The sequence below is a fragment of the uncultured Maribacter sp. genome (genome assembly GCF_963974015.1).
In the GTDB taxonomy this organism is placed as follows: Bacteria; Bacteroidota; Bacteroidia; order Flavobacteriales; family Flavobacteriaceae; genus Maribacter.
This window is the reverse complement of the sequence record NZ_CAXBBZ010000008.1, coordinates 70,164-95,965: the sequence shown is the minus strand read 5'-3', so window position 1 is coordinate 95,965 and position 25,802 is coordinate 70,164. Positions and strand designations below refer to the sequence as shown.

The 25,802-nt window shown below is 34.4% G+C and carries 20 protein-coding genes; 11 read left to right on the top strand and 9 right to left on the bottom strand.

Annotated elements, in window-relative coordinates:
* Positions 1-15: 15 nt before the first annotated feature.
* Positions 16-2,421 carry a zinc-dependent metalloprotease gene (locus AACZ41_RS12220; protein ID WP_339628768.1) on the bottom strand — a complete coding sequence of 802 codons (2,406 nt, stop codon included), beginning with the start codon at positions 2,419-2,421 and terminating at the stop codon, positions 16-18.
* A gap of 194 nt (positions 2,422-2,615) precedes the next feature.
* On the opposite strand from AACZ41_RS12220, the gene AACZ41_RS12215 reads away from it, so the two are divergent.
* The 7 genes from AACZ41_RS12215 (at position 2,616) to AACZ41_RS12185 (ending at position 10,613) form a co-directional block, all read left to right on the top strand.
* Positions 2,616-4,082, top strand: coding sequence for a circularly permuted type 2 ATP-grasp protein (locus AACZ41_RS12215; protein WP_339628767.1), 1,467 nt, complete (start codon positions 2,616-2,618; stop codon positions 4,080-4,082).
* Positions 4,083-4,090: 8 nt separating this feature from the next.
* Positions 4,091-5,038: an alpha-E domain-containing protein gene (locus AACZ41_RS12210; protein ID WP_091624709.1), complete on the top strand. Its 948-nt coding sequence runs from the start codon at positions 4,091-4,093 to the stop codon at positions 5,036-5,038.
* 29 nt (positions 5,039-5,067) lie between these two features.
* The gene (locus AACZ41_RS12205) at positions 5,068-5,919 is read left to right on the top strand and encodes a transglutaminase family protein (RefSeq protein ID WP_091624706.1); all 852 of its coding nucleotides are present in this window, start codon (positions 5,068-5,070) and stop codon (positions 5,917-5,919) included.
* A gap of 56 nt (positions 5,920-5,975) precedes the next feature.
* A protein-coding gene (prfB, locus tag AACZ41_RS12200; protein ID WP_339628766.1) for a peptide chain release factor 2 occupies positions 5,976-7,077 on the top strand; the annotation gives its coding sequence in 2 pieces (ribosomal slippage) (positions 5,976-6,041 and positions 6,043-7,077; 1,101 coding nt in all).
* A 71-nt stretch (positions 7,078-7,148) separates the two neighbouring features.
* Positions 7,149-7,493 carry an arsenate reductase (glutaredoxin) gene (arsC, locus tag AACZ41_RS12195; protein WP_339628764.1) on the top strand — a complete coding sequence of 115 codons (345 nt, stop codon included), beginning with the start codon at positions 7,149-7,151 and terminating at the stop codon, positions 7,491-7,493.
* A gap of 92 nt (positions 7,494-7,585) precedes the next feature.
* On the top strand, positions 7,586-8,098 hold the full coding sequence (locus tag AACZ41_RS12190) for a hypothetical protein (protein ID WP_339628762.1): 513 nt from the start codon (positions 7,586-7,588) through the stop codon (positions 8,096-8,098).
* 4 nt (positions 8,099-8,102) lie between these two features.
* Positions 8,103-10,613 (top strand): TonB-dependent receptor, encoded by a 2,511-nt coding sequence (locus AACZ41_RS12185; RefSeq protein ID WP_339628761.1) that lies wholly within the window; start codon positions 8,103-8,105, stop codon positions 10,611-10,613.
* A 49-nt stretch (positions 10,614-10,662) separates the two neighbouring features.
* On the opposite strand, the gene AACZ41_RS12180 is transcribed toward AACZ41_RS12185, so the two are convergent.
* Positions 10,663-10,839 carry a hypothetical protein gene (locus tag AACZ41_RS12180; RefSeq protein ID WP_339628759.1) on the bottom strand — a complete coding sequence of 59 codons (177 nt, stop codon included), beginning with the start codon at positions 10,837-10,839 and terminating at the stop codon, positions 10,663-10,665.
* A gap of 170 nt (positions 10,840-11,009) precedes the next feature.
* Here AACZ41_RS12180 and fumC point away from each other — a divergent pair, with 170 nt between their 5' ends.
* Positions 11,010-12,410, top strand: a complete 1,401-nt coding sequence (gene fumC / locus AACZ41_RS12175) for a class II fumarate hydratase (RefSeq protein ID WP_339628758.1) — start codon at positions 11,010-11,012, stop codon at positions 12,408-12,410.
* A gap of 62 nt (positions 12,411-12,472) precedes the next feature.
* Here the strand turns inward: fumC and AACZ41_RS12170 are convergent, their stop codons facing one another.
* On the bottom strand, positions 12,473-13,360 hold the full coding sequence (locus AACZ41_RS12170) for a hypothetical protein (protein ID WP_339628757.1): 888 nt from the start codon (positions 13,358-13,360) through the stop codon (positions 12,473-12,475).
* 150 nt (positions 13,361-13,510) lie between these two features.
* Here AACZ41_RS12170 and AACZ41_RS12165 point away from each other — a divergent pair, with 150 nt between their 5' ends.
* Both AACZ41_RS12165 and AACZ41_RS12160 read left to right on the top strand, forming a co-directional pair.
* Positions 13,511-13,969 (top strand): GNAT family N-acetyltransferase, encoded by a 459-nt coding sequence (locus AACZ41_RS12165; RefSeq protein WP_339628756.1) that lies wholly within the window; start codon positions 13,511-13,513, stop codon positions 13,967-13,969.
* 10 nt (positions 13,970-13,979) lie between these two features.
* Positions 13,980-14,801 carry an MBL fold metallo-hydrolase gene (locus AACZ41_RS12160; RefSeq protein ID WP_339628755.1) on the top strand — a complete coding sequence of 274 codons (822 nt, stop codon included), beginning with the start codon at positions 13,980-13,982 and terminating at the stop codon, positions 14,799-14,801.
* A gap of 47 nt (positions 14,802-14,848) precedes the next feature.
* On the opposite strand, the gene ettA is transcribed toward AACZ41_RS12160, so the two are convergent.
* From ettA to AACZ41_RS12145, 3 genes are all read right to left on the bottom strand, one after another.
* Complete coding sequence (gene ettA / locus AACZ41_RS12155; protein ID WP_339628754.1) at positions 14,849-16,540, bottom strand: energy-dependent translational throttle protein EttA; 1,692 nt, start codon at positions 16,538-16,540, stop codon at positions 14,849-14,851.
* 76 nt (positions 16,541-16,616) lie between these two features.
* A complete protein-coding gene (locus tag AACZ41_RS12150; protein WP_200811599.1) occupies positions 16,617-16,793 on the bottom strand; it encodes a CAL67264 family membrane protein in 177 nt (58 codons plus the stop codon).
* Between the two features lie 76 nt (positions 16,794-16,869).
* Positions 16,870-17,841, bottom strand: coding sequence for a Gfo/Idh/MocA family oxidoreductase (locus tag AACZ41_RS12145; RefSeq protein WP_339628753.1), 972 nt, complete (start codon positions 17,839-17,841; stop codon positions 16,870-16,872).
* A 72-nt stretch (positions 17,842-17,913) separates the two neighbouring features.
* Between AACZ41_RS12145 and AACZ41_RS12140 the strand changes: the two genes are divergently transcribed.
* Positions 17,914-19,542 (top strand): carboxyl transferase domain-containing protein, encoded by a 1,629-nt coding sequence (locus AACZ41_RS12140; protein WP_339628751.1) that lies wholly within the window; start codon positions 17,914-17,916, stop codon positions 19,540-19,542.
* An 11-nt stretch (positions 19,543-19,553) separates the two neighbouring features.
* On the opposite strand, the gene AACZ41_RS12135 is transcribed toward AACZ41_RS12140, so the two are convergent.
* The 3 genes from AACZ41_RS12135 to AACZ41_RS12125 form a co-directional block, all read right to left on the bottom strand.
* A complete protein-coding gene (locus AACZ41_RS12135) occupies positions 19,554-22,178 on the bottom strand; it encodes a carboxypeptidase-like regulatory domain-containing protein (protein WP_339628750.1) in 2,625 nt (874 codons plus the stop codon).
* Positions 22,179-22,227: 49 nt separating this feature from the next.
* Positions 22,228-23,574 (bottom strand): M24 family metallopeptidase, encoded by a 1,347-nt coding sequence (locus AACZ41_RS12130; RefSeq protein ID WP_339628749.1) that lies wholly within the window; start codon positions 23,572-23,574, stop codon positions 22,228-22,230.
* Positions 23,575-23,668: 94 nt separating this feature from the next.
* Entirely contained in the window at positions 23,669-25,756 is a 2,088-nt protein-coding gene (locus tag AACZ41_RS12125; protein ID WP_339628748.1) for a von Willebrand factor type A domain-containing protein, read from the bottom strand.
* Positions 25,757-25,802 lie beyond the last annotated feature (46 nt).

Genomic DNA, 25,802 nt, shown 5'->3' with positions numbered 1-25,802 from the left:
CCTTGTGTTTTTATATTAGTGAAAACAACCCATTCCTATAGGAGAACCATCAGGAATTTTAGGTGAAGGTATCACTTTGAACAATTCTGGATGATCATTAAATTCTTTTATTCTTTTAATCATTTCAGCATGAATTGCATTGCTTCCTGAATCTTTAGCTAATTGAAAATTCAATTCTTTTAATTTCTGTGATGCAATTGCATTAACCTGAGGATGTACTTCTGTATGACCTGCCAAGTTCATGATATGAAACAGTACTCTGAAATTAATCGTAGTTTGGGCTTCACTTAAATAGGCATCTTTATTCTTTTTATTAATTGTAGTTGAAATCAACTCAATGATAACCTCTTCTAATCCCAAATTATTTCCATCAATTGCTTTTTGCTGAATTAGTCTAGAAGCTCGCTCTGGGTGTAATAAAAACGATAATGTCATATCAGATGCTGTTTCTACCGCCGACAAGGCATCAAAAGAAACACCTGTTTTTCCATTTATCGATTCGCGAGTTCTTGGCGTTCCAAAAGCACGTGGAGGAAACAAACTCAATTTATCTTTTGGTATCGCAATTTCAGCAGCGTCTAAAGTCTTTAAAACGCTTTTTAAAGCTTCTTGCTGCAAAGCCTTATCTGCAATAGCAACCGTTTGTTGTCCGTCGCCTTTTACTGCATAATTATATTCTAATCCACCAATAATTTTTGATACACCTTCTGTTTGATATCTATGAAAGAAATAAAGGGGCACAAATACATCTTCTAAAACTGAATACGGAGTACCCTCTTGTATATTATCCACTGAAAAATTCTCAATAGCCTTTTTACGAACTTTCAACATCGCATCTAATTCTTTACTAACATTGGTTCCGTTATCCCACAAATGTGCCAACACATGAGCGCTACCTTGAGGTCGAGCATCTTGATCGGTAATATATCGAAGCCCATCTACCTTGGCCTTGTCCAAAATAGCATTCAAACCTTTCTTCTCTTCATCCTTGGAAAAATTCTGATAAGAATAAGCTACAGTAACCTTATCCCAATCACCTATTCCTGTTTCATAAGCTTTAGAAAAATCTATTTCACCATTAACCAATGAAAACTGGGGATGAGGGTAATCCATAACGGATGATTTATCTGTAGTACTCGCCGCATAATTATGAGCAAAGCCAAGCGTGTGACCTATTTCGTGGGCAGACAATTGACGAATTCGGGCTATCGCCATATCTAACATCGGCTGGTAATTATCATCACGTTCAGCGAATGGTTTATTCAATAAAGCCTGCGCTATTAAAAAATCTTGTCGAATACGTAAGCTACCAAGACTAACATGACCTTTAATTATTTCACCCGTTCTAGGGTCGGTAATACTACTACCATAGCTCCACCCTCTTGTAGACCGGTGTACCCATTGAATTACATTGTAACGTACATCTAAAGGATCTGCATCATCTGGTAACATAATCAATTGAAAAGCATCTTTATACCCTATTGCCTCGAATGCTTGGTTCCACCATCGACCACCTTCTAAAAGAGCAGACCTTACCGGTTCTGGTGTTCCATTATCCAAATAATAAATTATGGGTTTTACCGCTTCACTAATTTCCTGATCAGGATTCTTTTTTGATAATCGATGTCTTGTAATAAATTGCTTAAGAATTGGAGATTCAACTGGTGTGGCATAATCATAATAAGAAAATGGGTATGAACCACTTCTTGGGTCGAACGCTCGTTTTTCAAATTTATCATCCGGTAATTCTATAAAAGAATGATGTTCGGCCACTGTTACTAAACTTGCATTTGGCGTAACGCTTTTAATATACTCACCTGCAGTTTCTCCTTTAAATGTCAATGTAACATCGAATTCTATATTTTTCGGAAAAGCTTTTGTTCTATCTAAAGCAAATGCACTTTTTGATTTATCTAAACTATATGAACCTTGCTTGGCTCGTTTTAACCTCTCAGAAACCCCATGGGCATCTTGCATTAAGAAATCGGTAATATCAATAATATAAACGCCACTTTTCTCCTCTTCAATAGGAAAACCAAATAAAATCGATTTAGCAAATGCCTGTTCTACAGATTTACGTTCCAAATCATTATCAGTAATTGCTCTGTATTTTAAATTTGGTTGCACAAGCAATAATTTGTTGCCTGCTTTTTTAAAGAAAACCACTTGTTCATTACCTAATTGACCACGATCTAAACCTATATCATTACTACCTATTCCACTACTTAAAGAGTATACATATAAAAATTCTTTATTTAAATCATTAACTTCTAGGTAGATTTTATCTTGGCTTTCATCGTAATAAAAGTTATAAAGTCCTTCATATTTCACAAAGTCTTTTTTCTTCTCGGTGAACTGGGCGGATATCATATTAAAGGATAGCAAGGCAAATGCTACGAGAAGCACATAATATTTTTTCATTCTATTTTAATTTCTCCTAAAAGTATATAAAAACTAAGTAACGATAAAACCAACTTACAATCAAGATAATAAATATCATTTTTGTTAAAAAAGCTATCGAATTATTACGGAATAGGGGAAAAAATTAAAGATTAATATTAATATGATAGTAATAATATACAATTTATCATGTACCTTTTAAGAAAACTATGTCTATGGCCAACATTGAAAATCAAATCTTTTCTTCTTATCAAAAAAACCCAGAATTATACGATGAAATATATGATGGTGAAGGAAAAATTAAAGAGGTATATCAAAAATTATTTGATATGTATGGTGAACATTCTATAAGTGATTATGTAAACCTAAATTCGAAAGCAAAATCCTCTTTTTTCAATCAGGGAATTACTTTTCAAGTTTATGGCGACAACGATGTTCAAGAGAAAATTTTTCCTTTTGATTTGTTTCCGCGAATTATAGATCCCGATGAATGGGATATTATAGAACGAGGTTCTATTCAAAGAAGTAAAGCTTTAAATTTATTTCTATGGGATATTTATCACGATAAAAAAATATTGAAAGATAAAGTGGTACCCATAGATTTAATCACCTCTTCTGCCAATTATTTGGATCAAATGAACGGAGTTAATCCTCCTGGTGGAATATATAATCATATATCAGGCACTGATGTAATTAAACATAAAGATGGTAAGTATTATGTTTTAGAAGATAATATTAGATGTCCGTCTGGGGTGAGCTATGTAATCTGTAATCGTACTGCCCTCAAAAAAGCATTATTCGGCGTTTTTAATCATTACCAAACTCATACCGTAACCAATTATGCTGAAAATCTTTTAGAGCTTTTAGAATCGGTAAAACCTAAAGGGGTTGATGTTCCCAACGTTGTGGTTATAACCCCAGGTATGTTCAACTCTGCCTTTTACGAGCATTCATACCTTGCTAAAACAATGGGTGTAGAGTTAGTAGAGGGTCGTGATCTTTTTGTTGAAAACGATTTTGTTTATATGAAAACAATAAAAGGTCCTGAGAAGGTAGATGTTATCTATAGAAGAATAGACGACCAATTTATCGACCCTTTAGAATTTAGACCCGATTCTGCACTAGGTGTACCAGGTTTATTCGCTGCATACAAAAAAGGTAATGTAACATTGGCAAATGCACCTGGTACTGGCGTAGCAGATGACAAGGCAGTATATACCTACATGCCTCAGATTATAAAATACTATCTAAACGAAGAACCTATATTAAACAATGTACATACCTATCACTGTAGCAGACCAGATGAATTAAAGTATGTTTTAGAACACATTCACGAGCTTGTAATTAAACCGGTAGATGAGGCTGGCGGCTACGGAATTTCAATTGGAAATACCTTGACCAAAGCAGAAATAGAAAAGGTTAAACTAGAAATCAAGGAAAGTCCTAGAAAATATGTAGCACAACCAATAATGTCTCTTAGTGTTCATCCTACATATATAGATGAAACAGAATCTTTTGAACAGCGACATGTAGACTTAAGAACATTCACTATTCTAGGAAAAGACAAAGAATTTGTACTAAAAGGCGGGCTCACGCGAGTGGCGTTGAAAAGAGGAAATTTAATTGTAAATTCCTCACAAGGGGGTGGTTCTAAAGATACCTGGGTACTAAAAAAACAATAAAAAATCATATGCTAGCAAGAGTAGCCAATAATTTATTCTGGATGGGACGTTATATTGAACGTTCTGAACACATTGCACGTTATTTGAACGTGAATTATTTTTCATCTTTAGATGCGCCAAACGTAAAATCACAAGATAGACAGTTCGTTTTGAGATCGATGTTATTTATGCTTGGGGATCCCGAAAAAGATGATGAGAAAATATTGATAGAAGAAGAAGTTCTATTTAGTATTGGATTAGATACAAACAACCCTTTTTCTATAATTAGTACCGTAAAGCTTGCTAGGGAAAACGCTAATAGTGCACGAGATTTAATATCGACCGAATTATACGAAGCTATAAACAAGTTTTATCATTTTGTTCTTAATTACCCTAAGGATGTCTTTGTTAAAAACGGACTTCATGATTTCACAAGTAATATTGCTGAAATGACCGCAATTTTACGAGGAAAAATAAGAGGGACCTTGCTCCATGATTCAGTATATGCTATTATAATGATGGGGATAAATATTGAAAGAGCAACACAGATAACCCGGATGATCAACTCCAAGTATAACGATGCATTATTATCACAAGGTAGTTATGGAGATAAATTCAGTAAAAGTTTTGAATGGACAACCTTATTGAAATGCGCAGAATCTTATGATATGATGCGTAGGTTTTACAAAAAAACCCCTACAAGTATTTCTACCTTAGAGTTTTTAATTCTGAATCCAAATTGCCCAAGATCAGTTATGAATTCTTTAAATCAGGTAAATGAACATGTACGCATACTAAATCCTGAAAAGAGATATAATAAGGAATCTACAGGTTTTTTAATAGGAAGGGTACGCGCCGAATACGAATTTAAATATATAGAAGAAATAGAAGAGGACATTAAAGCTTTTATTGAAAATATTCTGGACAGTCTCGTAAAAATAAGCGACAAAGTTGACGAAGAATTTTTTAACTATTAAAACCTTTAATTAAGGTATCTTTGGCTACTATGTCAAATGAATACAAAATCACCTATAAGACTGAAAATACCTATGATAATTGGGTAAATAATGCCTATTGGCAATTCTTGATCATACCAATGGAAAATAATACTCAACATGATGTCAATGTTGAGTTTTCCAATTCATTATTTGCTGATAATGAATACTCTATAAATGGCTTTGGATTCAAAACTATTCGAGTTCATCCCAAAATCAAATTCAAGCAAATAAATTTTGAGGCACAATTCAGTTTTAGAAAGGATGATATAGATCCTTTTGATTTTCCCTTAGATTTAGACGATACCTTAGCGAATGAAAAAATAAAAGAATTTGATTTCAAAATAGACTTTGAGTCCTTTTTAAAAAGAACACCGCTAACAACATTACCTGATGGAACATCTTCTATTTTTATATTTGACCCTTCAAACTCCATATTTAAAAATTTACAGAATTTAAATCATTGGACTTTTAATCATATTCAATTTAAAGCAGGTGTCACTCAAGTAGACACAGAATTAAAAGATGTTATTGCTACACGCCAAGGGGTATGTCAAGATTTTACACATCTTTTTTGCGCAATGTCAAGAAAGAATGGTATACCTGCACGCTATGTTTCAGGGTATTTAAATCAAGAACATGGACTCATTGGGGATTCGCAAATGCATGCATGGGCAGAAGTCTACATTCCCCTAGTAGGCTGGAAAGGATTTGACCCAACCAATAATATCATGGCGAACACTAACCATATAAAGGTATGCCATGGTAAAGACTATAAAGATTGTTCTCCTCTAAAAGGTATCATTTATTCCCAAGGGCAAAACAAAACTAAATACAGCGTAAAAGTGCAAAGTCAACAGTAGTAAAATAACTTTCCAGTTTACTCAAAAGAGTATTATTTTTACCAAAATTTAAATATATGAACATAAGTACAGACCACTACAAAGGTCTTTTAGATCGCCTTGGTGCGTTGAGGAGGTATCTTTGACATTGATGCCAAATTAATAGAAATAGAGAACGAACAAGAAAAAACCTTGTCACCTGATTTTTGGAACAATCCGCAGGAAGCACAGGCGCATATGAAATTCATCCAATCGAAAAAGCAATGGGTAGATGATTATAATGCGGCAGAAACGCTTGTTTCCGAATTGGAAGTATTAATAGAATTTCAACAAGAGGGAGAAGTTACAGAAGAAGAAGTCGAACAACAATATGAGAAAGCTTTGAATACCATTGAAAAGATGGAATTTAAGAATATGCTTTCTGAGGAAGGTGATGAACTGCCAGCAGTATTACAAATTACCGCAGGTGCTGGCGGTACAGAAAGTTGTGATTGGGCTGCAATGCTTATGCGCATGTATATGATGTGGGCAGAAAAAAATGGTTATAAAATTAAAGAACTAAATTACCAAGAAGGTGATGTAGCGGGTATTAAAACAGTTACGTTAGAAATTGATGGCGAATTTGCTTTTGGATGGTTAAAAGGAGAAAATGGCGTACACAGATTGGTGCGAATTTCCCCGTTTGACAGTAATGCAAAAAGACATACATCTTTTGTATCTGTATATGTATATCCATTAGTAGATGATAGTATTGAAGTTGATATAAATCCTGCTGATATTACTATTACTACAGCAAGGTCTAGCGGTGCAGGTGGCCAAAATGTAAATAAGGTCGAAACCAAGGTTCAATTGACGCACCACCCCACAGGTATACAAATTTCATGTTCAGATAGTAGAAGTCAGCATGATAATAGAGCTACGGCAATGAAAATGCTTAAATCTCAATTATATGAGATTGAACTTCGCAAGAAAATGGAAGCAAGACAAGAAATTGAATCTTCTAAGATGAAAATTGAATGGGGTTCTCAAATTAGGAACTATGTAATGCATCCATATAAACTTGTAAAAGATGTAAGAACTGGTGAAGAAACAGGAAACGTTGATAATGTTATGGACGGAGATATAGACCAGTTTCTAAAAGCATTTCTAATGATGATGGGCCAAAAAGAAGAAGAATAGCATTAGCTTTTCCTACTTCTTAATTCGAGAATTAGGAAAAGTTATATATTTAAATTACACCGTGTATTATTATGATTAAAATATACCATAATTCAAGATGTAGAAAATCTAGGGAGGGTCTTGCTTTTTTAGAAAATTCTGGCAAGAAATTTGAAGTTGTAAATTATTTGGAAGATATACCTACTAAAGATGAACTTAAAAATATAATAAGCTGTTTAAATATAGAACCCATAAATCTGATAAGAAAATCTGAAGCTATTTGGAAAGAAAAATTCAAAAGCGAACAATTATCAGATGAAGAAGTTATAGACGCCATGATAGCCTATCCAAAATTAATAGAACGACCTATTGTAATCAATGGGAATAGTGCGGTAATAGGTAGGCCATCTTCAAATATAGATTCTTTAATAAATTAAAATGTTTAATCAAAATTAAAATAAATTAAACATATTAACAAAGAATTAACCAATCGCAGTTAAACCAAAGTTTAAATTTACAATCAAAGCATATGAAAAAAGGATTAAAAGGCAGTAGTATCAAATTTTTCATAGTACTGTCAATACTTTTAGGAGGTTCTGAAATTTACGCGCAATATGGCTACGGCGGTCGTGGCTATGGAGGAAGAGGAAACTATGGGTATGGTAGCCAAAGAAGTTCTATACCGCAAGCTCAGGAAACTCAAAAAGAGCCTGAACCTAAAACTGCTGAGCAATTAGTTGATGGTGAAATGCCTAGAATTACTGAGGCCCTAGCTTTAAATGATTTTGAACAAGCTGTTTTAAGTTCGGTATTAAAAAAGTATGTGCAAGAACGTATTGAAGCTCGAATATTAAAATTACCTCCCGAAAAAATGCTTGAGGTTTATGACAATATTACAAAAAGGCAAGATGAAGAATTAAAAGCTGGTTTGCCTATAGAAAAATATGATGCATTTGTTGCATTGCAAAAAGAAGGTGTTGCGAAAACACTAAAAAAGTCGAAAAAAAAGAAAAAAGAAAAACGAAAGAAATCTAAAAACTAACTTAATGAAAAAACTTTTCCCATTACTCTTACTCCTAGTACTATCTATCAATTACACATATAGTCAAAGACCGGGAGGAGACCGGGAAAAGAGCTCAATTGTAATAACAGGAAAGGTTTTAGACCAAGAAACTAACGAACCATTAGAATATGCAACGCTAGTTTTACAAAGTGTAAAAAATCCTGAAATAATTACAGGGGGCATTACTGATATAGATGGTAATTATAGTGTAGAAACCAACCCAGGTAACTATAATGTGAGTATTGAATATATTTCTTACAAAACTTATAAAAAAGCAAATCAATTACTTTCCGAAAATACCAACTTAGGTATCACAAAATTATCTTTAGATGTTGCACAATTAGACGCTGTTGAAGTAGTCGGCGAAAAGACCACGGTAGAAGTTCGCTTAGATAAAAAAATCTATAATATTGGTAAAGATTTAACTACTAGTGGCGCCAATATAAGTGACGCTCTAAATAATATACCTTCTGTAACCGTAGATATTGATGGTGCAATCGCTTTACGCGGAAATGATAATGTCAGAATTTTAATTAATGGTAAACCTTCTGCAATGGCAGGTTTTGGTTCTACTGACGCACTTAGATCATTACCCGCCGATGCCATTGAGAAAGTAGAAGTAATTACAAGTCCTTCCGCTCGTTATGATGCTGAAGGTACTGCAGGTATACTCAACATAATTCTTAAAAAAGAAAAGACTTTAGGTATTAACGGAACTATAAATACTACTGTTGGTTATCCTACCTCAAGTTCTATAACCGCTAATCTTAATTTAAGAACAGATAAATTCAACATCTTTAACACCCTTGGCTACTTTTATAGAGCCGCCCCAGGAAATGGTTATTTTGATAATAATTATTTTGACACCATTCCAGACAATTTTGATAGAATTATAGAGGATAGAAAGATCAAAAGAAACGATAAAGGTTTCAATATTAATTTAGGAATGGAATATTTTTTAACCGACAAATCTTCTATTACAGGTAGTGTATTTGGTCGCTTTACTGATGAACAAGATATTACAGAAAACAATACTACAAGGTATAACCAAACGGTTATTAACAGTAATACCTTTAGAAATGAGGAGGAAAACCAAGATGACCAAAGCTATCAAGTCTCATTAAACTACACCAATAGTTTTAACGAGGCTGGTCAAAAATTAACTGCAGATTTTCAATATTCTTACGACAAAGAAATTCAACCCACTATTATTTCAGAGAACAATACTTTTCCAGATACTGAATTACTGGCCCGTGAAAATATTTATGAAACACAGTTACAAAATGAATTTTTACTTCAAGCAGATTACGTACTCCCTATTGGTGACGCACAGTTTGAAGCAGGTTATCGTGGTAATTTTGAGGAAAGTTCAAATGATTATCAATTAGACCAATTAAATCTAAATACAGGAGAATTTGAAACCAATTTAGGACTTACAAATATTTTCACTTATACTCAAAATATAAATGCCCTTTACACGCAGTATGGTAACAAATACGGAAAATTTTCATATCTACTAGGATTACGATTAGAAAACACCCAATTAAAAGGAGTCGTTGATGCTACAGTTGATTTAACAGAGCTTCAAGAATTACTTGGCAGCGAAATCGAACTTGATTTTGATAAAAATTATTTAGGCTTATTCCCAACCTTAAATTTGATTTATGAATTAAGCGAAAAGGAAAATTTCAGCATAGGATACAATAGAAGAATAAATAGACCACGTGGTTTCTTCATAAATCCATTTCCGTCAAGATCAAGCCGAACAAATATTTTTCAAGGTAATCCAGATTTAGACCCTGCATTTGCTAATGCCTATGACTTGGGTTATTTAAAAAGATGGGAAAAACTAACCTTAACCTCATCGGTGTATTTACAAAAAGAAACCAATTCTTTTGAACGTATTCAAGAAGAAACCGGGCAAGTAACATCGGATGGAATTAATATTATACGAACATTACCTATTAATTTATCTACAAATCAAAGAATTGGTGCAGAATTAGGTTTAATGTATAGCCCTGAGAAATGGTTGCGATTAAATGGTAGTTTCAACTTCTTTCAATTTGAAACCGAGGGTACTTTTAATGGTATCGACTATGGTGCAAAAAATACTAGCTGGTTTTCTAGATTCAGTTCTAAAGTCACGCTACCAGGCAAAATTGATTGGCAAACAAATGGATTCTATAGAGGTCCGTCTCAAAATTCTCAAACTGAAAGTAAAGGAATATTCTCATTAGACCTAGCCTTTAGTAAAGATGTGTTTAAAGACAACGGGACAATATCGTTTAATGTAAGCGACCTTTTAAATTCAAGAAAAAGAAGATCCTTTACAGATACTATGGATGGTTTAAACGACGATTCTTATTTCACATCAGATAGCGAATTTCAATGGAGACAAAGACAGTTTACCTTAGCCTTCATTTACAGAATTAATGAGAAAAAGAAAAATGAAAGAAGAGGAAATAATGGCGGTGGAGACGATGAAGAGTTCTAAGCTCTAAAATATATTAGACATAAAAAAAGAAGCCAATTGGCTTCTTTTTTTATTTATCTTCTCTTGCGGCTTTCTTTTTGTCGCGTCTTTCTTTCAACAATTCAATTATGTTTCCTCCTAACCAGTAAGGAACAACAAATAATAACAAAAACATCATTAGCCAAAAACCTATTGTTAAAATGGTCAAGAAAGCTAAAAATCCTAAATATTGGTCAAAATCAAACATATCCTTATACTTATATATTGCAAAGATACCATAAACGAATTATTTTTTGCAAACGATATGCAAAATTAATTTCAATATTCTAAACAATCTTGTCGCCATAAAAATAAATGTAAACCTTATTTTTGAAGCTATTTAATAAGTTAACTTAAGATTCATTAAAATATAAAACCATGAAATATAGAATCGAAAAAGATACTATGGGGAATGTAGAGGTTCCCCAAGATAAATATTGGGGTGCGCAAACTGAGCGTTCTCGTAACAATTTTAAAATTGGTCCGGTTGCATCAATGCCTTTAGATATCGTATACGGATTCGCCTATTTAAAAAAATCGGCGGCATATGCTAATTGTGAACTTGGTGTATTGGCAGAAGAGAAAAGAAATTTAATTTCACAGGTATGTGATGAAATTTTAGAAGGTAAGCATGATGACCAGTTTCCTTTAGTTATATGGCAGACAGGTTCTGGTACGCAAAGTAACATGAACGTAAATGAAGTTGTTGCCAATAGAGCGCATGAACTTGCAGGTAACGTTATTGGTGAAGGTGAAAAAACAATCCAACCAAATGATGATGTAAACAAATCACAATCATCAAACGATACTTTCCCCACAGGTATGCATATCGCTGCTTACAAAAAGATTGTAGAAGTCACTATACCAGGCGTCACTCAATTAAGAGACACTTTAAACAAGAAGAGCAAAGAATTTAAAAACGTGGTTAAAATAGGACGTACACACCTTATGGATGCCACTCCCCTAACCTTAGGTCAAGAATTCTCAGGGTATGTATCTCAATTAGACCATGGTTTAAAAGCATTAAGAAATACTTTAGAACATCTCAGTGAATTAGCACTTGGAGGCACTGCTGTCGGTACGGGATTGAATACACCTGAAGGTTATGATGTACTAGTTGCAAAATATATTGCAGATTTTACAGGATTACCTTTCATCACTGCCGAAAATAAATTCGAGGCATTGGCTGCACATGACGCTATCGTTGAAACCCATGGTGCTTTAAAACAACTAGCTGTTTCATTAAATAAAATTGCTAATGATATTAGAATGATGGCCTCTGGTCCACGTTCAGGAATTGGAGAGATTATCATTCCTGCAAACGAGCCAGGAAGCTCTATTATGCCCGGTAAAGTAAACCCAACACAGTCTGAAGCATTGACAATGGTATGTGCTCAAGTAATGGGTAATGATGTAGCTATTAGTGTTGGTGGTACTCAAGGTCATTATGAATTGAATGTATTTAAGCCAATGATGGCGGCTAACATTTTACAATCAGCCCAATTGATTGGGGATGCTTGCGTGAGTTTTGAAGAAAATTGTGCTGCAGGTATAGAACCTAACCATGAAGTAATTAAACAACTTTTAAATAATTCTTTGATGCTAGTAACCGCGTTAAACACTAAAATCGGTTATTATAAAGCTGCAGAGATTGCAAACACGGCACATAAGAATGGTACAACCTTAAAAGAAGAAGCTGTTAATTTAGGATATGTTACCGCTGAAGATTATGATGACTGGGTAAAACCAGAAAATATGGTCGGTAGTTTAAAAGACTAAATTCTATAAAATAAAAAATGGCGGCCAAATTGGCCGCCATTTTTATATTAATTCTAGAACTTCTATTTCAATTCGAATTTAGAAGTACCCAATAACTTTAATTGGTCATCGTAAACGTTTACCATATAGTTGCCATCTTTAAAATCACTAGATGGCTTATTGATATAATCACATACGTCTAATGATTTGTTTTCAAAATAGAAGCTAGTCTCTTTACTATAAGTAATAGAGGCACCATTTTCATTAGTTTTAGAATTACTTCCGCCTAGAATATTTCCTTGTGGATCTAAAACTTCTAAATAAAATTGTCTATCTCCAGCTTGAGCTATTACATTATCTGCAACCGTAAAACAAATTTTAAATTTGTCTGTAGCTTTAGCTCTTTGAGTAGAAACCAATTTACCACTGCTACGTTCTTTAACAGCATCCACGTTGAATTTAGATAAATTCAACGCCGAACCTTTTTCAACTACTTGAGCTAAGTTCGTATTCTGCACCACCAATGAATCGTTAAAAACAGTTTGCTTTTCTAATTCAACATACGTACTATCACGTTGCATAGCAATCATAGTATTAGAACGAGTCAAAGAATCTACTTGTTTTAATAATTGCTCTCTTTCAGCCTTAAGAACACCAACTTGTCTTCTATATCTTGACAAAGTTCCTATATCTGCTTTCATTGTTTTTACAGAATCAATATATTTCGCAATATTGTCTCTAGCGCTAACTAATTCTTCGTTAGTAGCATTACTCTCTAATATAGCTTTATCATACTCTGATTTTAAGCTATTTAAATCTTCAACTACTAATTCTTTTTCTTTGGTAAGTACAACTTCAGTCTTCTTCTTATCTTGATAAAGACTAACGGTGTAAATGATAGTACCTAAAAGTACAACCCCTAAAAGTGCGGTCAAAACCTTTAAACCATTGTTATTTTTTGTTTCAGTCATAATGTAAAATTTAATAAAGTGTCTGTTTGTTCAGTGTATATACGTTAAGTTTTAACTTTTAGATTTTTTACTGTTAAATTAATTTTAACATCGATTTTTCATTATTCAGAATAGTATAACTTAGAACCATCAATTGTTTAAAAATTGACCATGCTAACTATAGTTCCTTACCAGCCTAAATATGCCCAAAACTTTAAGGAGCTTAACCTAGCTTGGATTACCGAATATTTTTTCGTAGAAGAAAAAGACAGAGAACTATTAGACAATTGTGAATCTTCAATAATCGAAAAAGGCGGATATATTTTTATAGGTTTATGGAACAATGTGCCCGTTGGATGCTTTGCTCTCCTGAAAATATCTGAATTTAATTTTGAGCTAGGGAAAATGGCCGTAAGCCAATCGCACCAAGGTCTTAAAATCGGACAAGAATTATTAGTTTTTGCCATTGATTTTGCAAGAAATGAAAATTGGAAGAAAATTATATTGTATTCAAGCACTAAACTAGAAACGGCGCTGCATATATATAAGAAATTAGGATTTAAAGAGGTATCATTAGAGAATAATAATTTCTATCTTAGATCGGATATTAAAATGGAATTAACACTTTAAAAAAAAGATGATGAAAAAGAAAAAATTATTCGTATTGTTATTGACATTTTCGCTTTCGATTGCGTGTAAGGATACAAAGGAATCTGAAAAAAAAATAGATTCAGCTTCTGAGAATGTTGAAGAAATAGCCGATGCCAATAAAATTTTAAAAACGAAAGGCGATGAAATAAAAATCATACCAATTGAACATGCCACCGCAGTAATTGAATGGGGTGATATTACCATTTACATTGACCCAACAGGTGGACCAACCGCCTTTAAAAATCAGAAAAAACCAGATTTAGTTTTGATTACCGATATTCATGGAGACCATTTCAATAAAGAAACATTAGAAGCCCTTGATGTTTCTAAAGCTAAGTTTGTAGTACCGAAAGCAGTAGCTGACGAAATGCCAGATGAATTTGCTGGGAAATTAGAAATTCTAAGCAATGGATCAAGTAAAGAACTTAATGGAATTCTAATTGAGGCAATACCTATGTACAATTTAAGGGAAGAAGCTAAAGATTTTCATGTAAAAGGTCGTGGCAATGGCTATATATTAACAATTGATAATCAACGCATCTATTTTTCTGGTGATACTGAAGATATACCAGAAATGCGTTCTTTAAAAAATATTGATAAGGCATTTATTTGCATGAACCTACCCTATACAATGACTGTTGAAAGTGCTGCATCTGCAGTTTTAGATTTTAAGCCTAAAAAAGTATATCCATATCACTATAGAGGCCGACCAGATGTAAGTGATGTTGAAATGTTTAAAAAATTGGTCGATGCAGGTAATCAAGATATTGAAGTAGTTCAATTAGATTGGTACCCAAATGAAGAGTACTAAATAGTAATTAACATAAAATTAAAAAGCCCGCAATTGCGGGCTTTTTATTATCTAATAAGTTTTTTATACTTAATTCGCTTTGGCATTAAATCTCCGCCAAGTCGTTTCTTTTTATTTTCCTCATATTCTGAGAACGAACCTTCAAAGAAATAAACTTCTGAATTTCCTTCAAAAGCTAATATATGTGTACAAACACGATCTAAGAACCATCTATCGTGAGAAATTACCACAGCACAACCTGCAAAATTCTCTAAACCTTCTTCTAATGCTCTTAACGTATTTACATCTAAATCGTTGGTAGGCTCATCCAATAAAAGTACGTTACCCTCTTCTTTTAAGGTCATGGCCAAATGCAAACGGTTTCGTTCACCACCAGATAACATACTAACTTTTTTATTTTGCTCACTGCCTGAGAAATTAAATCTACTCAAATAAGCTCTAGAATTCACTTGCCTACCTCCCATCATGATGAGTTCTTGCTCATCACTGAAATTCTGCCATATCGTTTTCTCCAAATCGATATTTGAATGCGTTTGATCCACGTAAGCTATTTTAGCTGTTTCACCAATTTCAAATTCCCCTTTATCAGGAGTTTCTTCTCCCATAATCATTCTAAATATAGTTGTCTTACCAGCACCGTTCGGTCCTATAATACCAACAATACCAGCTTGCGGAAGTTTAAAATTTAAATTTTCATAAAGCAACTTATCACCATATGCTTTACTAACACCTCTGGCTTCTATTACATTAGTACCCAAACGTGGCCCGTTAGGTATGTAAATTTCAAGTTTTTCATCAAGTTGCTTTTGGTCTTGACTCATTAACTTATCATAATTATTAAGACGAGCTTTTTGCTTCGCCTGTCTGCCTTTGGCACCCTGACGCACCCATTCTAATTCTCGTTCTAATGTTTTTTGTCTTTTAGAAGCCGTTTTATTTTCTTGGGCCAAACGTTTAGATTTCTGATCTAGCCAAGAAGAATAGTTCCCTTTCCAAGGTATACCCTCACCCCTATCTAATTCTAAAATCCAGCCGGCAACATTATCCAAGAAATATCTATCGTGCGTTACCGCTATTACAGTTCCTTTATATTGCGCTAAATGATGTTCTAACCAATGTACAGATTCAGCGTCTAAGTGGTTGGTTGGCTCATCTAACAAAAGAATTTCAGGTTCTTGCAGCAACAATCTACACAATGCAACCCTTCTTCTTTCACCACCTGATAGTACACCAATTTTCTTATCTGGTTCTGGTGTTCGCAAAGCATCCATTGCTATTTCTAACTTGGTATCCAATTCCCAAGCATTTGCTGCATCAATCTTATCTTGTAATACAGCTTGTTGATCCATTAACTTCTGCATTTTATCGGCATCCTCATAGACCTCAGGAAGACCGAACATATCGTTTATCTTATTGTATTCATCTAGAATAGCAACTGTTTCAGCCACCCCTTCTTTTACAATTTCTAAAACCGTTTTGTTTTCATCTAATTTTGGCTCTTGTTCTAAATAGCCAACATTATAGCCTGGAGAAAAAACTACATCACCTTGAAAATCCTTATCAACCCCGGCAATAATCTTTAATAAGGTAGATTTACCCGAACCATTTAATCCTAAGATTCCGATTTTTGCACCGTAAAAAAAACTAAGATAAATATTCTTTAAAACAGGCGTATTAGCATTTTTATAGGTTTTCGTAACTCCTGACATGGAGAAGATTACCTTCTTATCATCTGACATATAATTATAATATTAAATAAAAAATAATAATTAAACCTAAGTGCAGAATTCGTTTTAGGTTTTTGTTCTGAGTTATTTAGACCCTTCCTTTTAGCGCATTGAAAACCCATGCAATTGCAAAGAAACCAACACCTACAGAGGCAAAACCCCATCCGGCAACATCATCATAACGAAAAGCACCTAAAGCAATTAGTGCAAGACCTACAAAAATCATAATAAAAGTGGCCCATGCGAGCACTGTGTTCTTGTTCATTTTCGAATCAATTAAAATTTTAGCGAATTTCAAATATCGGAAATTTTAAAACATTTGTCCAACTTTAATACGGCTATTATTCAAAGGGAAACACAATTCCGACCTTATTTCGCACAGTATCCATAATTTCAATTAAATCCCTACTATTTTGATGGCTCCATAAATCACTTTCTGTTTTCCCTGCATTTATACATTTATGCACTTCTTCAATTTCATAGGTATAGCCCTTACCAAGTTTACCAACCTCAACGACACTAGAATCACCTTCTATCTCCAAAGTGTAGCCTGAAGTTTCATGCCATCTAGGATGCACAAAAATTGAACCCTTACTGCCCGCTATTTCAGCTTTCATTTCTGAATTAGAATTTAAACCACTATACAAAATTGCCTGTGCCTTTTCATAATTGAAAATCATACTTATCTGCAACTCAACTCCTGTCTTATGAAAATTTGCAGTTGCCTTAATATCTTTTGGCATACCCAACATTAAATAGGATAAGAATATAGGATAGATACCGATATCTAACAATGAACCACCTGCAAGAGCGGGATTTAAAAGTCTTCCACTTTCGTCACGATCTAAAGCATAAAAAGCAAAATCTGCATGTAAATAACCTATATCGCCGATAGTACCATTATCTACAAGTTCTTTCACCTTTTTAATTGTCGGGTTAAAACGCGTCCATAAGGCTTCCATAAAAAAAACATTGTTTTCTTTGGCCACCTTAATCATCGCTTCTACCTCACCCTTATTGACTCCCACTGGTTTTTCACAAAGTACTTTTTTACCTGCCTTCATTGCAGCAATACTCAACTCTGCATGAGTGGTATGTGGTGTAGCAATATAAATTACATCGACAGCATCACTCGCAAACAATTCTTCATAACTACCGAATGCAATTGGCGCATCATACTCATTAGCAAAAGACCGTGCCTTTTCTAAATCTCTAGACGCTACAGCGGTTAATTTACCGCCAGTTACTAAGGACAAATCTTTTGAAAAACTATGGGCAATGTTACCTGCCCCTACTATACCCCACTTAATCATACTTTTTATTTTTGTTGCACGAACACCAAAATTAACTTCTTATCTTTATCCGTAGATAAGAAAATAGAAGGAATGGATTTGAAATTCAATCAAAACGAAGATAGGAATAAGTTATTATTATCAGACCTTAGGCGCAAACTTACCGAGGTTTCTTTAGGTGGCGGTAAAGCAAAAATTGCTAAGCAGCATGACCAAGGTAAAATGACCGCAAGAGAACGTATTGATTACCTTTTGGATACAAATTCAGAACGAATAGAAGTAGGCGCATTTGTAGGTGACGGTATGTATGAAGAACATGGTGGGTGCCCATCTGGAGGTGTTGTCATTAAAATAGGCTATGTACAAGGGAAACAATGCATTGTTGTTGCTAATGATGCTACAGTTAAAGCCGGAGCTTGGTTTCCTATCACTGCAAAGAAAAATTTAAGAGCCCAAGAAATTGCCATTGAAAACAAATTACCGATTATCTATTTAGTGGATAGTGCCGGAGTTTATTTGCCGCTACAGGATGAAATTTTTCCGGACAAAGAGCATTTCGGACGCATATTTAGAAACAATGCCATAATGAGCAGCATGGGAATTACACAAATATCTGCTGTTATGGGTAGCTGTGTTGCAGGTGGAGCTTATCTACCCATTATGAGCGATGAAGCATTAATCGTTGATAAAACCGGAAGTATATTTTTAGCAGGCAGTTATTTAGTAAAAGCTGCTATTGGTGAAAGTATTGATAACGAAACCTTAGGCGGGGCAACTACGCACTGCGAAATTAGTGGTGTTACCGATTACAAAGCAAAAGACGATGCTGCAGCTTTGGATACCATTAAGACCATTATGGACAAGATCGGTAATTTCCCTAAAGCGGGATTCAATCGCAAGAAAAGCATTAAACCGAAAGAAAATCCTGAGGATATCTATGGTATACTTCCCGGAAGTAGATCGGAGCAATATGATATGATGGAAATTATTAAACGATTGGTAGATGATTCTGAATTTGAGGAATACAAGGCCGGTTACGGACAAACCATACTAACTGGATATGCCCGAATTGACGGTTGGGCGGTTGGTATCGTTGCCAATCAAAGAAAAGTAGTGAAGACTGCGAAAGGTGAAATGCAATTTGGGGGGGTTATCTATTCCGATTCAGCTGATAAAGCCACCCGATTTATAGCCAATTGCAACCAAAAAAAGATACCGTTAGTCTTTTTACAAGATGTTACCGGCTTTATGGTTGGCAGTAAAAGTGAACACGGTGGTATTATAAAAGATGGTGCCAAAATGGTAAATGCAGTTAGTAACTCAGTTGTACCAAAATTCACTATCATAATCGGTAATAGTTATGGTGCAGGAAATTATGCTATGTGCGGAAAGGCTTACGACCCAAGATTAATCGTTGCTTGGCCAAGTGCAGAACTTGCAGTAATGAGTGGTAATTCTGCAGCAAAAGTGCTTTTACAAATTGAAAAATCATCTCTTAAAAAGAAAGGCGAAACCATTACCGATAAAAAGGAAAAGGAAATGTTCGATAAGATAAAGCAACGATACGATAACCAAGTATCTCCTTATTATGCCGCTTCACGCTTATGGACCGATGCTATTATAGACCCAAAAGATACCCGTAAATGGATTTCAATAGGTATAGAGGCTGCGAACCATGCTCCTATTGAGAAACAGTTCAATATGGGGATTTTGCAAGTTTAGAATTTAAGTTTTTAAGGCACTTGAATAAGTTTTCTATTCACATTCTTAACATCCATTCGAAATAGTTCTATACTGTCCTTTTGCTTTTCAGAACCGTAATCTGTACTAATGGTCACTTTTAAATAGGTGGCCAAACCAGACTTATTCCCTTTATAATCTGCATTTATTTGCCAAGTACCTTGGTTGTCATAAATGAAAAAATCTTTACTGGTAACACCTTTAGAAATAAGACTCTCCTTCAACTCGCTATCTTGACTGTTAGACCAACTGTTTACAGTTTTGTCCGGTGAGATGAACTGAAAATTTAATTCTGCCGCATCATCGCTCCATTCCAATAAAATTCTAGTCTTTACATTATCTTCAGAAATGAAATTCGATAAAGAACTATCTAGTTCATTTTCTGAAATATCAAGTAAGGTTTTCACTTCTGAATTTATTACATTTTGAAGCGCTTCAGGTTGTTTTGAAAAGAAACCTTCTTTCAATAAATTGAAATATCTAGCATATAGATTCTCCCCTCGGTCGCTCTTTCCATTCTTTACGTAGGCATTCGCAAGATCTCTATAAGATTCTACAGAATTCGATTTCAATAGTAGTATTTGCTTATATAAATCTACAGATTGGTCGTATTTTTTATTTTTATCCAGTACAAAAGCCAATGCCTTTAGATATTCTACATTGCTATTGAAACGATTTAAATTCTTAGATATCAACTCTTTTGTAAACGATTCATTGGCCCAAAACTCAAGAAAATAATTACTGGCATCGATATTAAAATTAGGGTTTGTACCGTATTTTGGTTCGTAAGTATTATATATTGTCTGAGCGGCCACTAAATTTTTACTAACATATAGTTCCTGTAAAAAATCTGGCCAATTACGACGAGCCTCTTCTTCCGTTATCACTCCCTTATCCATTTCTTGGGTATACGCCATCCCCTTCTTAGATGAACCTGAAATTTTTCCTGAAAAATTAGCTGGTTTAGTGTTAATAATGATAACACCACCAGCACCAATTGTACCATATTTTGCAACAGATGCCAAACCCGAGAGAACGGCAATACGTTTAATTTGGGAAACGTCTAGAAAAGTCGGAAAACCTGATACAATAAGTCCATCAACCTCAAAAGTAGCGGGAATAGGGTTTCTGGTGCCTTGTTGTCTCAAAAAGACCGTCGTTGAACCATCAGTATTATCTGTGGACAACATACTTAAACCAGGCATCTTACCGCGCAACAAATTCCCTAATGAAGACGCCCCACTCCCAAATTCCGATTCATCAAGAATCTTTAAAGAAATGCCAGATGTTTCCTTGTCATAAATGCCAAATGACGTTTTTATAATCCCCTTATCCTCATTATACTGTTCATAAAGTTCTTCTTGTGTTCTTTTTTTCTTTCCTAGACTTGTTACGGTAACTTCCTCTAATTCAACAACTTTTTCTACTAGCGCTACATTAATGGCAAACGTAGTTTCCAATACGGTTCTCACTTCAGTGTCCAAATTTGAATAACTAAATTCTAATTCATCATTCACTGTAGCTTTTATACTATATCTACCACTATCATCGCTTGTGTTAACTTCTCCAGTAGTTAAATTTTGAACTTGAACACCTTGTACCCTTTCTCCTTCCTTAAATACAAAACCGCTAACTACCCCAATATTTCTGCCCATGCTTTGCAACAATTGCTCGTTAGTATAATGGGTAATTAGTTTTTCATCTAACAAAACAACATCTTCTTCATCCTCTTCCTCCAACAAAGTGGTGCTCACAAAATAGGTCAAGGCATCTTTTGAGTATCTTTTCCATTCCCCTTGACTTACATATCTACGGTAAGATACCCCTGGGGTATCGTCTCCTGCTACAACAAGATCTATTTGGTCTCCGTATACTTTCAATAATTCTATACCTATACTAAAATCATCCTCTACTGTAATATTAAAAGGTGCTAAATCAATACCGACCTTACCTATCTTGGTCTTAAGAGTATACTTTATATTCTTGCTCGTTAATTTTTTCTCAGGAAACTTGGTAGTTCCGTCATAAATGTTCACACGTAGCAAGAGACTATCCGATGTATTCTTTAACACATAAAAGTAAAATGCGTTGAGCTGCCTTTTTTTCTTGCTAACATTTATCTTAGTAACCAACTCACCACCTAATGCACCATCGCCTTCCCAAGAACCGTTCTTCAACTGGCCCACAAAAGAATACCCGACCATTTTTTCGGTCTTGCTTTTCCTCTTTCTTTTACTACTGGTCAAGACAACTTCATTTAAGCTTACAATTTCGGGTTCTAACATAATCTCAATAGATCTTGGACCTTGATCTAAAACGTTAGAAAATGACATTTTAAATTCTTTATAACCTATTGAAGAAACTTTTAACGTATCTAAAGAAGATAATCTAGCAGTATCAAATGAAAAATTAAAGACCCCATTTTCTTCTGAAACTGTACCGAGACCCTTATCTATAAAACCGATATTGACATAAGGCAATGAGAGGCCCGTATCTGCATCTAATACTACCCCTTTAAAGATTGTTTGAGAAAACACACTTTTTGACAAAAACAGCAAACCAACCCATACAATTATTAATAGGCTTCTATTCAAAAGAAAATTTAAATTTATTGTCATAAAGCTGGTTTACATCTATGTTATTAAAGCACCGATAATAGCTAAGAATTTAATTACCCTGATGACCTTTGACCCTGGGTATCAATAAAAGTTCTGTTTGGCGACCATTTACATATCTAAAGCCATCTTCACCATAAAAACCAGCTTCTTCAAGCATAATACGAATATCTCTGTTCCATTCAGGAATATTGACTGTGGTATTCAATTCTATAGCATAAACTGTATTGGGGTTTAACAAATAGTTTTCACCATCATCGCGCATAACACCACCTTGAGAATCCCACATACCAATTGTGGTACCTGCAGAATGCCCATACATACCTAAAGGATGAGTGTAGATTGAAGGTTTTAAACCAGCTGCCTTTGCTTCACTTAATGACTTCGCCAAAATATCATTTCCACTCTTGCCTTTTTTCATATTTGTCGTTAAAAAATCTTGAACCCTATTACCGTCTTTAAGTCCGTCGATTAAAAAATCAGGTGCTGAAGTTTCCTCAGGTTTTAAAACATATGCTAATTCTTGGCAGTCTGTATTTAGACGCAAATAAGTAATTCCGAAATCGCAATGCATTAAGTCACCGGGAAGAATTACCATGTCATCTGGTTTATCTGCAAAGGAGTAGAATTTACTAGCATTATCCTTTTCACTTCTTTGAACATCAACCGTGGGGTGAAACCAAGTATCCAACCCCAAATCGGTTACCTTTTGGCGCATCCACCAAACAACATCTGATGTTCTTGTTACTCCCGGAGTAATTACTTTTTCAGAAAAAGCTTCTGCGATAATATCATGGGTAATATCTACTAGTTGGTCATAGATAACCATTTCACGCTCTGATCTAGTCTCAATCCATCGAACAGCAAGTTGCTGCGCAGAAACTACTTTAGATGTGTATTTTTTTGGAAGATTCTCCATGAATTCCTCATAATCGGTTTTTACCAAGCCATCAGCAATGTTGTGATCTTTAGAAAAGTTAAGTCCTATTTTATTCGGATTTCTTTCTGATATCAATTGCACTAAACGCTTCCACTGATCTGGCTCTTGTTCCTTATCCCAAGCAGACACTATATTTTTACCCACATTGTAACGGGCAACTGCTAGTTTCTCTATAGTGTTTTTCTCCTTATTTCTATAAAACAGCAGAATTGTTCGTCTTCTAGCATTTAGCCAAGTAGCAGGTAACATTGTCTTAATAACTGGATCTTCATTATACTCTCTTGAAATAATCACCCACATATCTAAACCAGCTGAATCCATAAGGTCAGGTAAAAGATTATTAAATCGGTCATCTAAGATTTCATCGATTACAATGGCACGTTCTTTTTCTGAAAGAATTTGCTGTGCATATGTTTTACCAATAAATAGCAAGCACACTAAAAGGAATAGTTTTCTCATGAGTGTTAAATTATATTGCTTGAAAATACAAAATAACCAACATTTGAAATAACCTATTCCTTAAAAAAAACTACAATTTGAAGTCTATATTTATTTAATATCTAACTGTTACTAATTTCTCATTCGCACTTTTAACCAATCGTATAAATTCTGCCCTATAACCATTATCATCTTCACCTCTACCCTTTTCTGCCAATACAATGACATCAATAAAGGAAGTTTTATTTGTAAAAGCTGATTTTCTTAATTGTTGGCCAAATAACGCAGCTGCAGAAGCAAACTGAAAATCTACTGACATTTCTTTAGTAACATTTTTTTGAACATGAACCAATTCGATACTTTTAGAACCATCAGGTTTTTTATATCTGAATTTTACTGTAAATAATTCATCAGAAAACCCAACCTTTGCTTCACTATTCGTGTATTTCAAATCAGCCACTTCTTTTTCGTATTCTGAGTCTACACCAACTTCTATAATCTCATATAACGCGGTAACTTTATGTCCGCTACCTAATTCACCGGCATCTTTTGTATCATCAATAAAATCCTCATCTGCCAACAATCTATTTTCATATCCAATTAATCTATAAGACTTTACTTTATTAGGATTAAATTCAATCTGTATTTTAACGTCTTTTGCTATGGTAAATAATGTACCACCGAATTCCTCACCAAATAATTTCTGCGCTTCTTGCATGGTATCGATGTAACCATGGTTACCATTGCCTTTATCTGCTAAAGTTTCCAATTTTGAGTCCTTATAATTACCCATGCCAAAACCTAAGACGGAAAGAAAAACACCAGACTCTTTTTTTTCAGTTATAAGATCTTCCATGTCTTTATCATTAGATAACCCTACATTAAAATCCCCATCGGTTGCAAGTACAACCCTGTTATTACCATTCTTTCTAAAGTGTTTCTCAGCCAATTTATAGGCCAATTCAATACCTTGACCACCTGCCGTTGAACCACCTGCCTCTAACTTGTTCAACGCATTCATAATTTTCATTTTATTATTACCTGAAGTGGGCTCTAACACTACACCTGCCGCACCGGCATAAACGACTATCGACACCTTATCCTTTTCTCGTAATTGATTTACCAAAAGTTTAAAAGCAGACTTCAGTAAGGGCAATTTATTGCTGTCTGACATTGACCCGGAAACATCGATTAAAAAAGTAAGATTGGAGGCTGGTAGTTCTTCATTTTTATATTCTTTGCCCTGTAAACCTATTCGAACCAATTTGGTGTCAGTATTCCAAGGTGTTTGAGCAACTTCCGTATTTACAGAAAAGGGATGATCACCTGTTGGTTGAGGGTAGTCATAGTCAAAATAATTAATCATTTCTTCTATTTTGACCGCATCTACTGGAACTTCCTGCCCATTGTTTATGAATTTTCTAATATTACTATACGCCGCTTTATCTACATCGATAGAAAAAGTAGATAATGGATTAATTTCAACTTTTTGAAATTGATTTTCAGTGATTCTTGCATAGTTTTCATCTTTCGAAACAGTATAATTACCGTTTACCGTCGTAATGACAACACAACCGTGTTGAGCTACATTGCCGTATATATTTTTAGCTTTGCCACCTTTAAATATTTTTTTATCTGCAATATCATCGCTATCCAAGCTCTCGACAATTGTGTTATATTCCTTTTCAATAGGAATTCCATCAACAATATATAGAGGCCTTTCAACTTTAGTTTCGTTATTTTTTTTATCTATTACTCCTATAGCTACACCACTCACTTTGCCTTGTAATTGTCTACTAATACCGAGTTGTAAATTGTTTTTTTGAGATTCTCTTTTATTAAGCCTAGACACTGTCCCAACTGCATATGCACTTGAGCTAATACCATAACCCATTACAACAATTTCCTCTAAGGCTTCATAATCTTCCTCTAGAGATACATGTATAATTGCCAAATCTTGAATTTCAATTTCTTTGGTTTTAAAACCAATGTAATTATATACCAATTTGGCTCCTTTATAAGCCATGATAGAATAGTTACCATCAAAATCGGTTTGCGTGCCATTCGAAGTACCTTTTATTAAAACATTAGCGCCTGGTAATGGAAAACCATCGGGATCTGTAACCGTACCGTTTATCATCATTTGTTGGGCGGATAAAAAGAAACTACTGAAAAGAAGAAATAGAAATGTTGCATTTTTCATAACTGTCGGTTTTAAGTTTGAGTGATAAACCTAAAAAAGAAGTAGT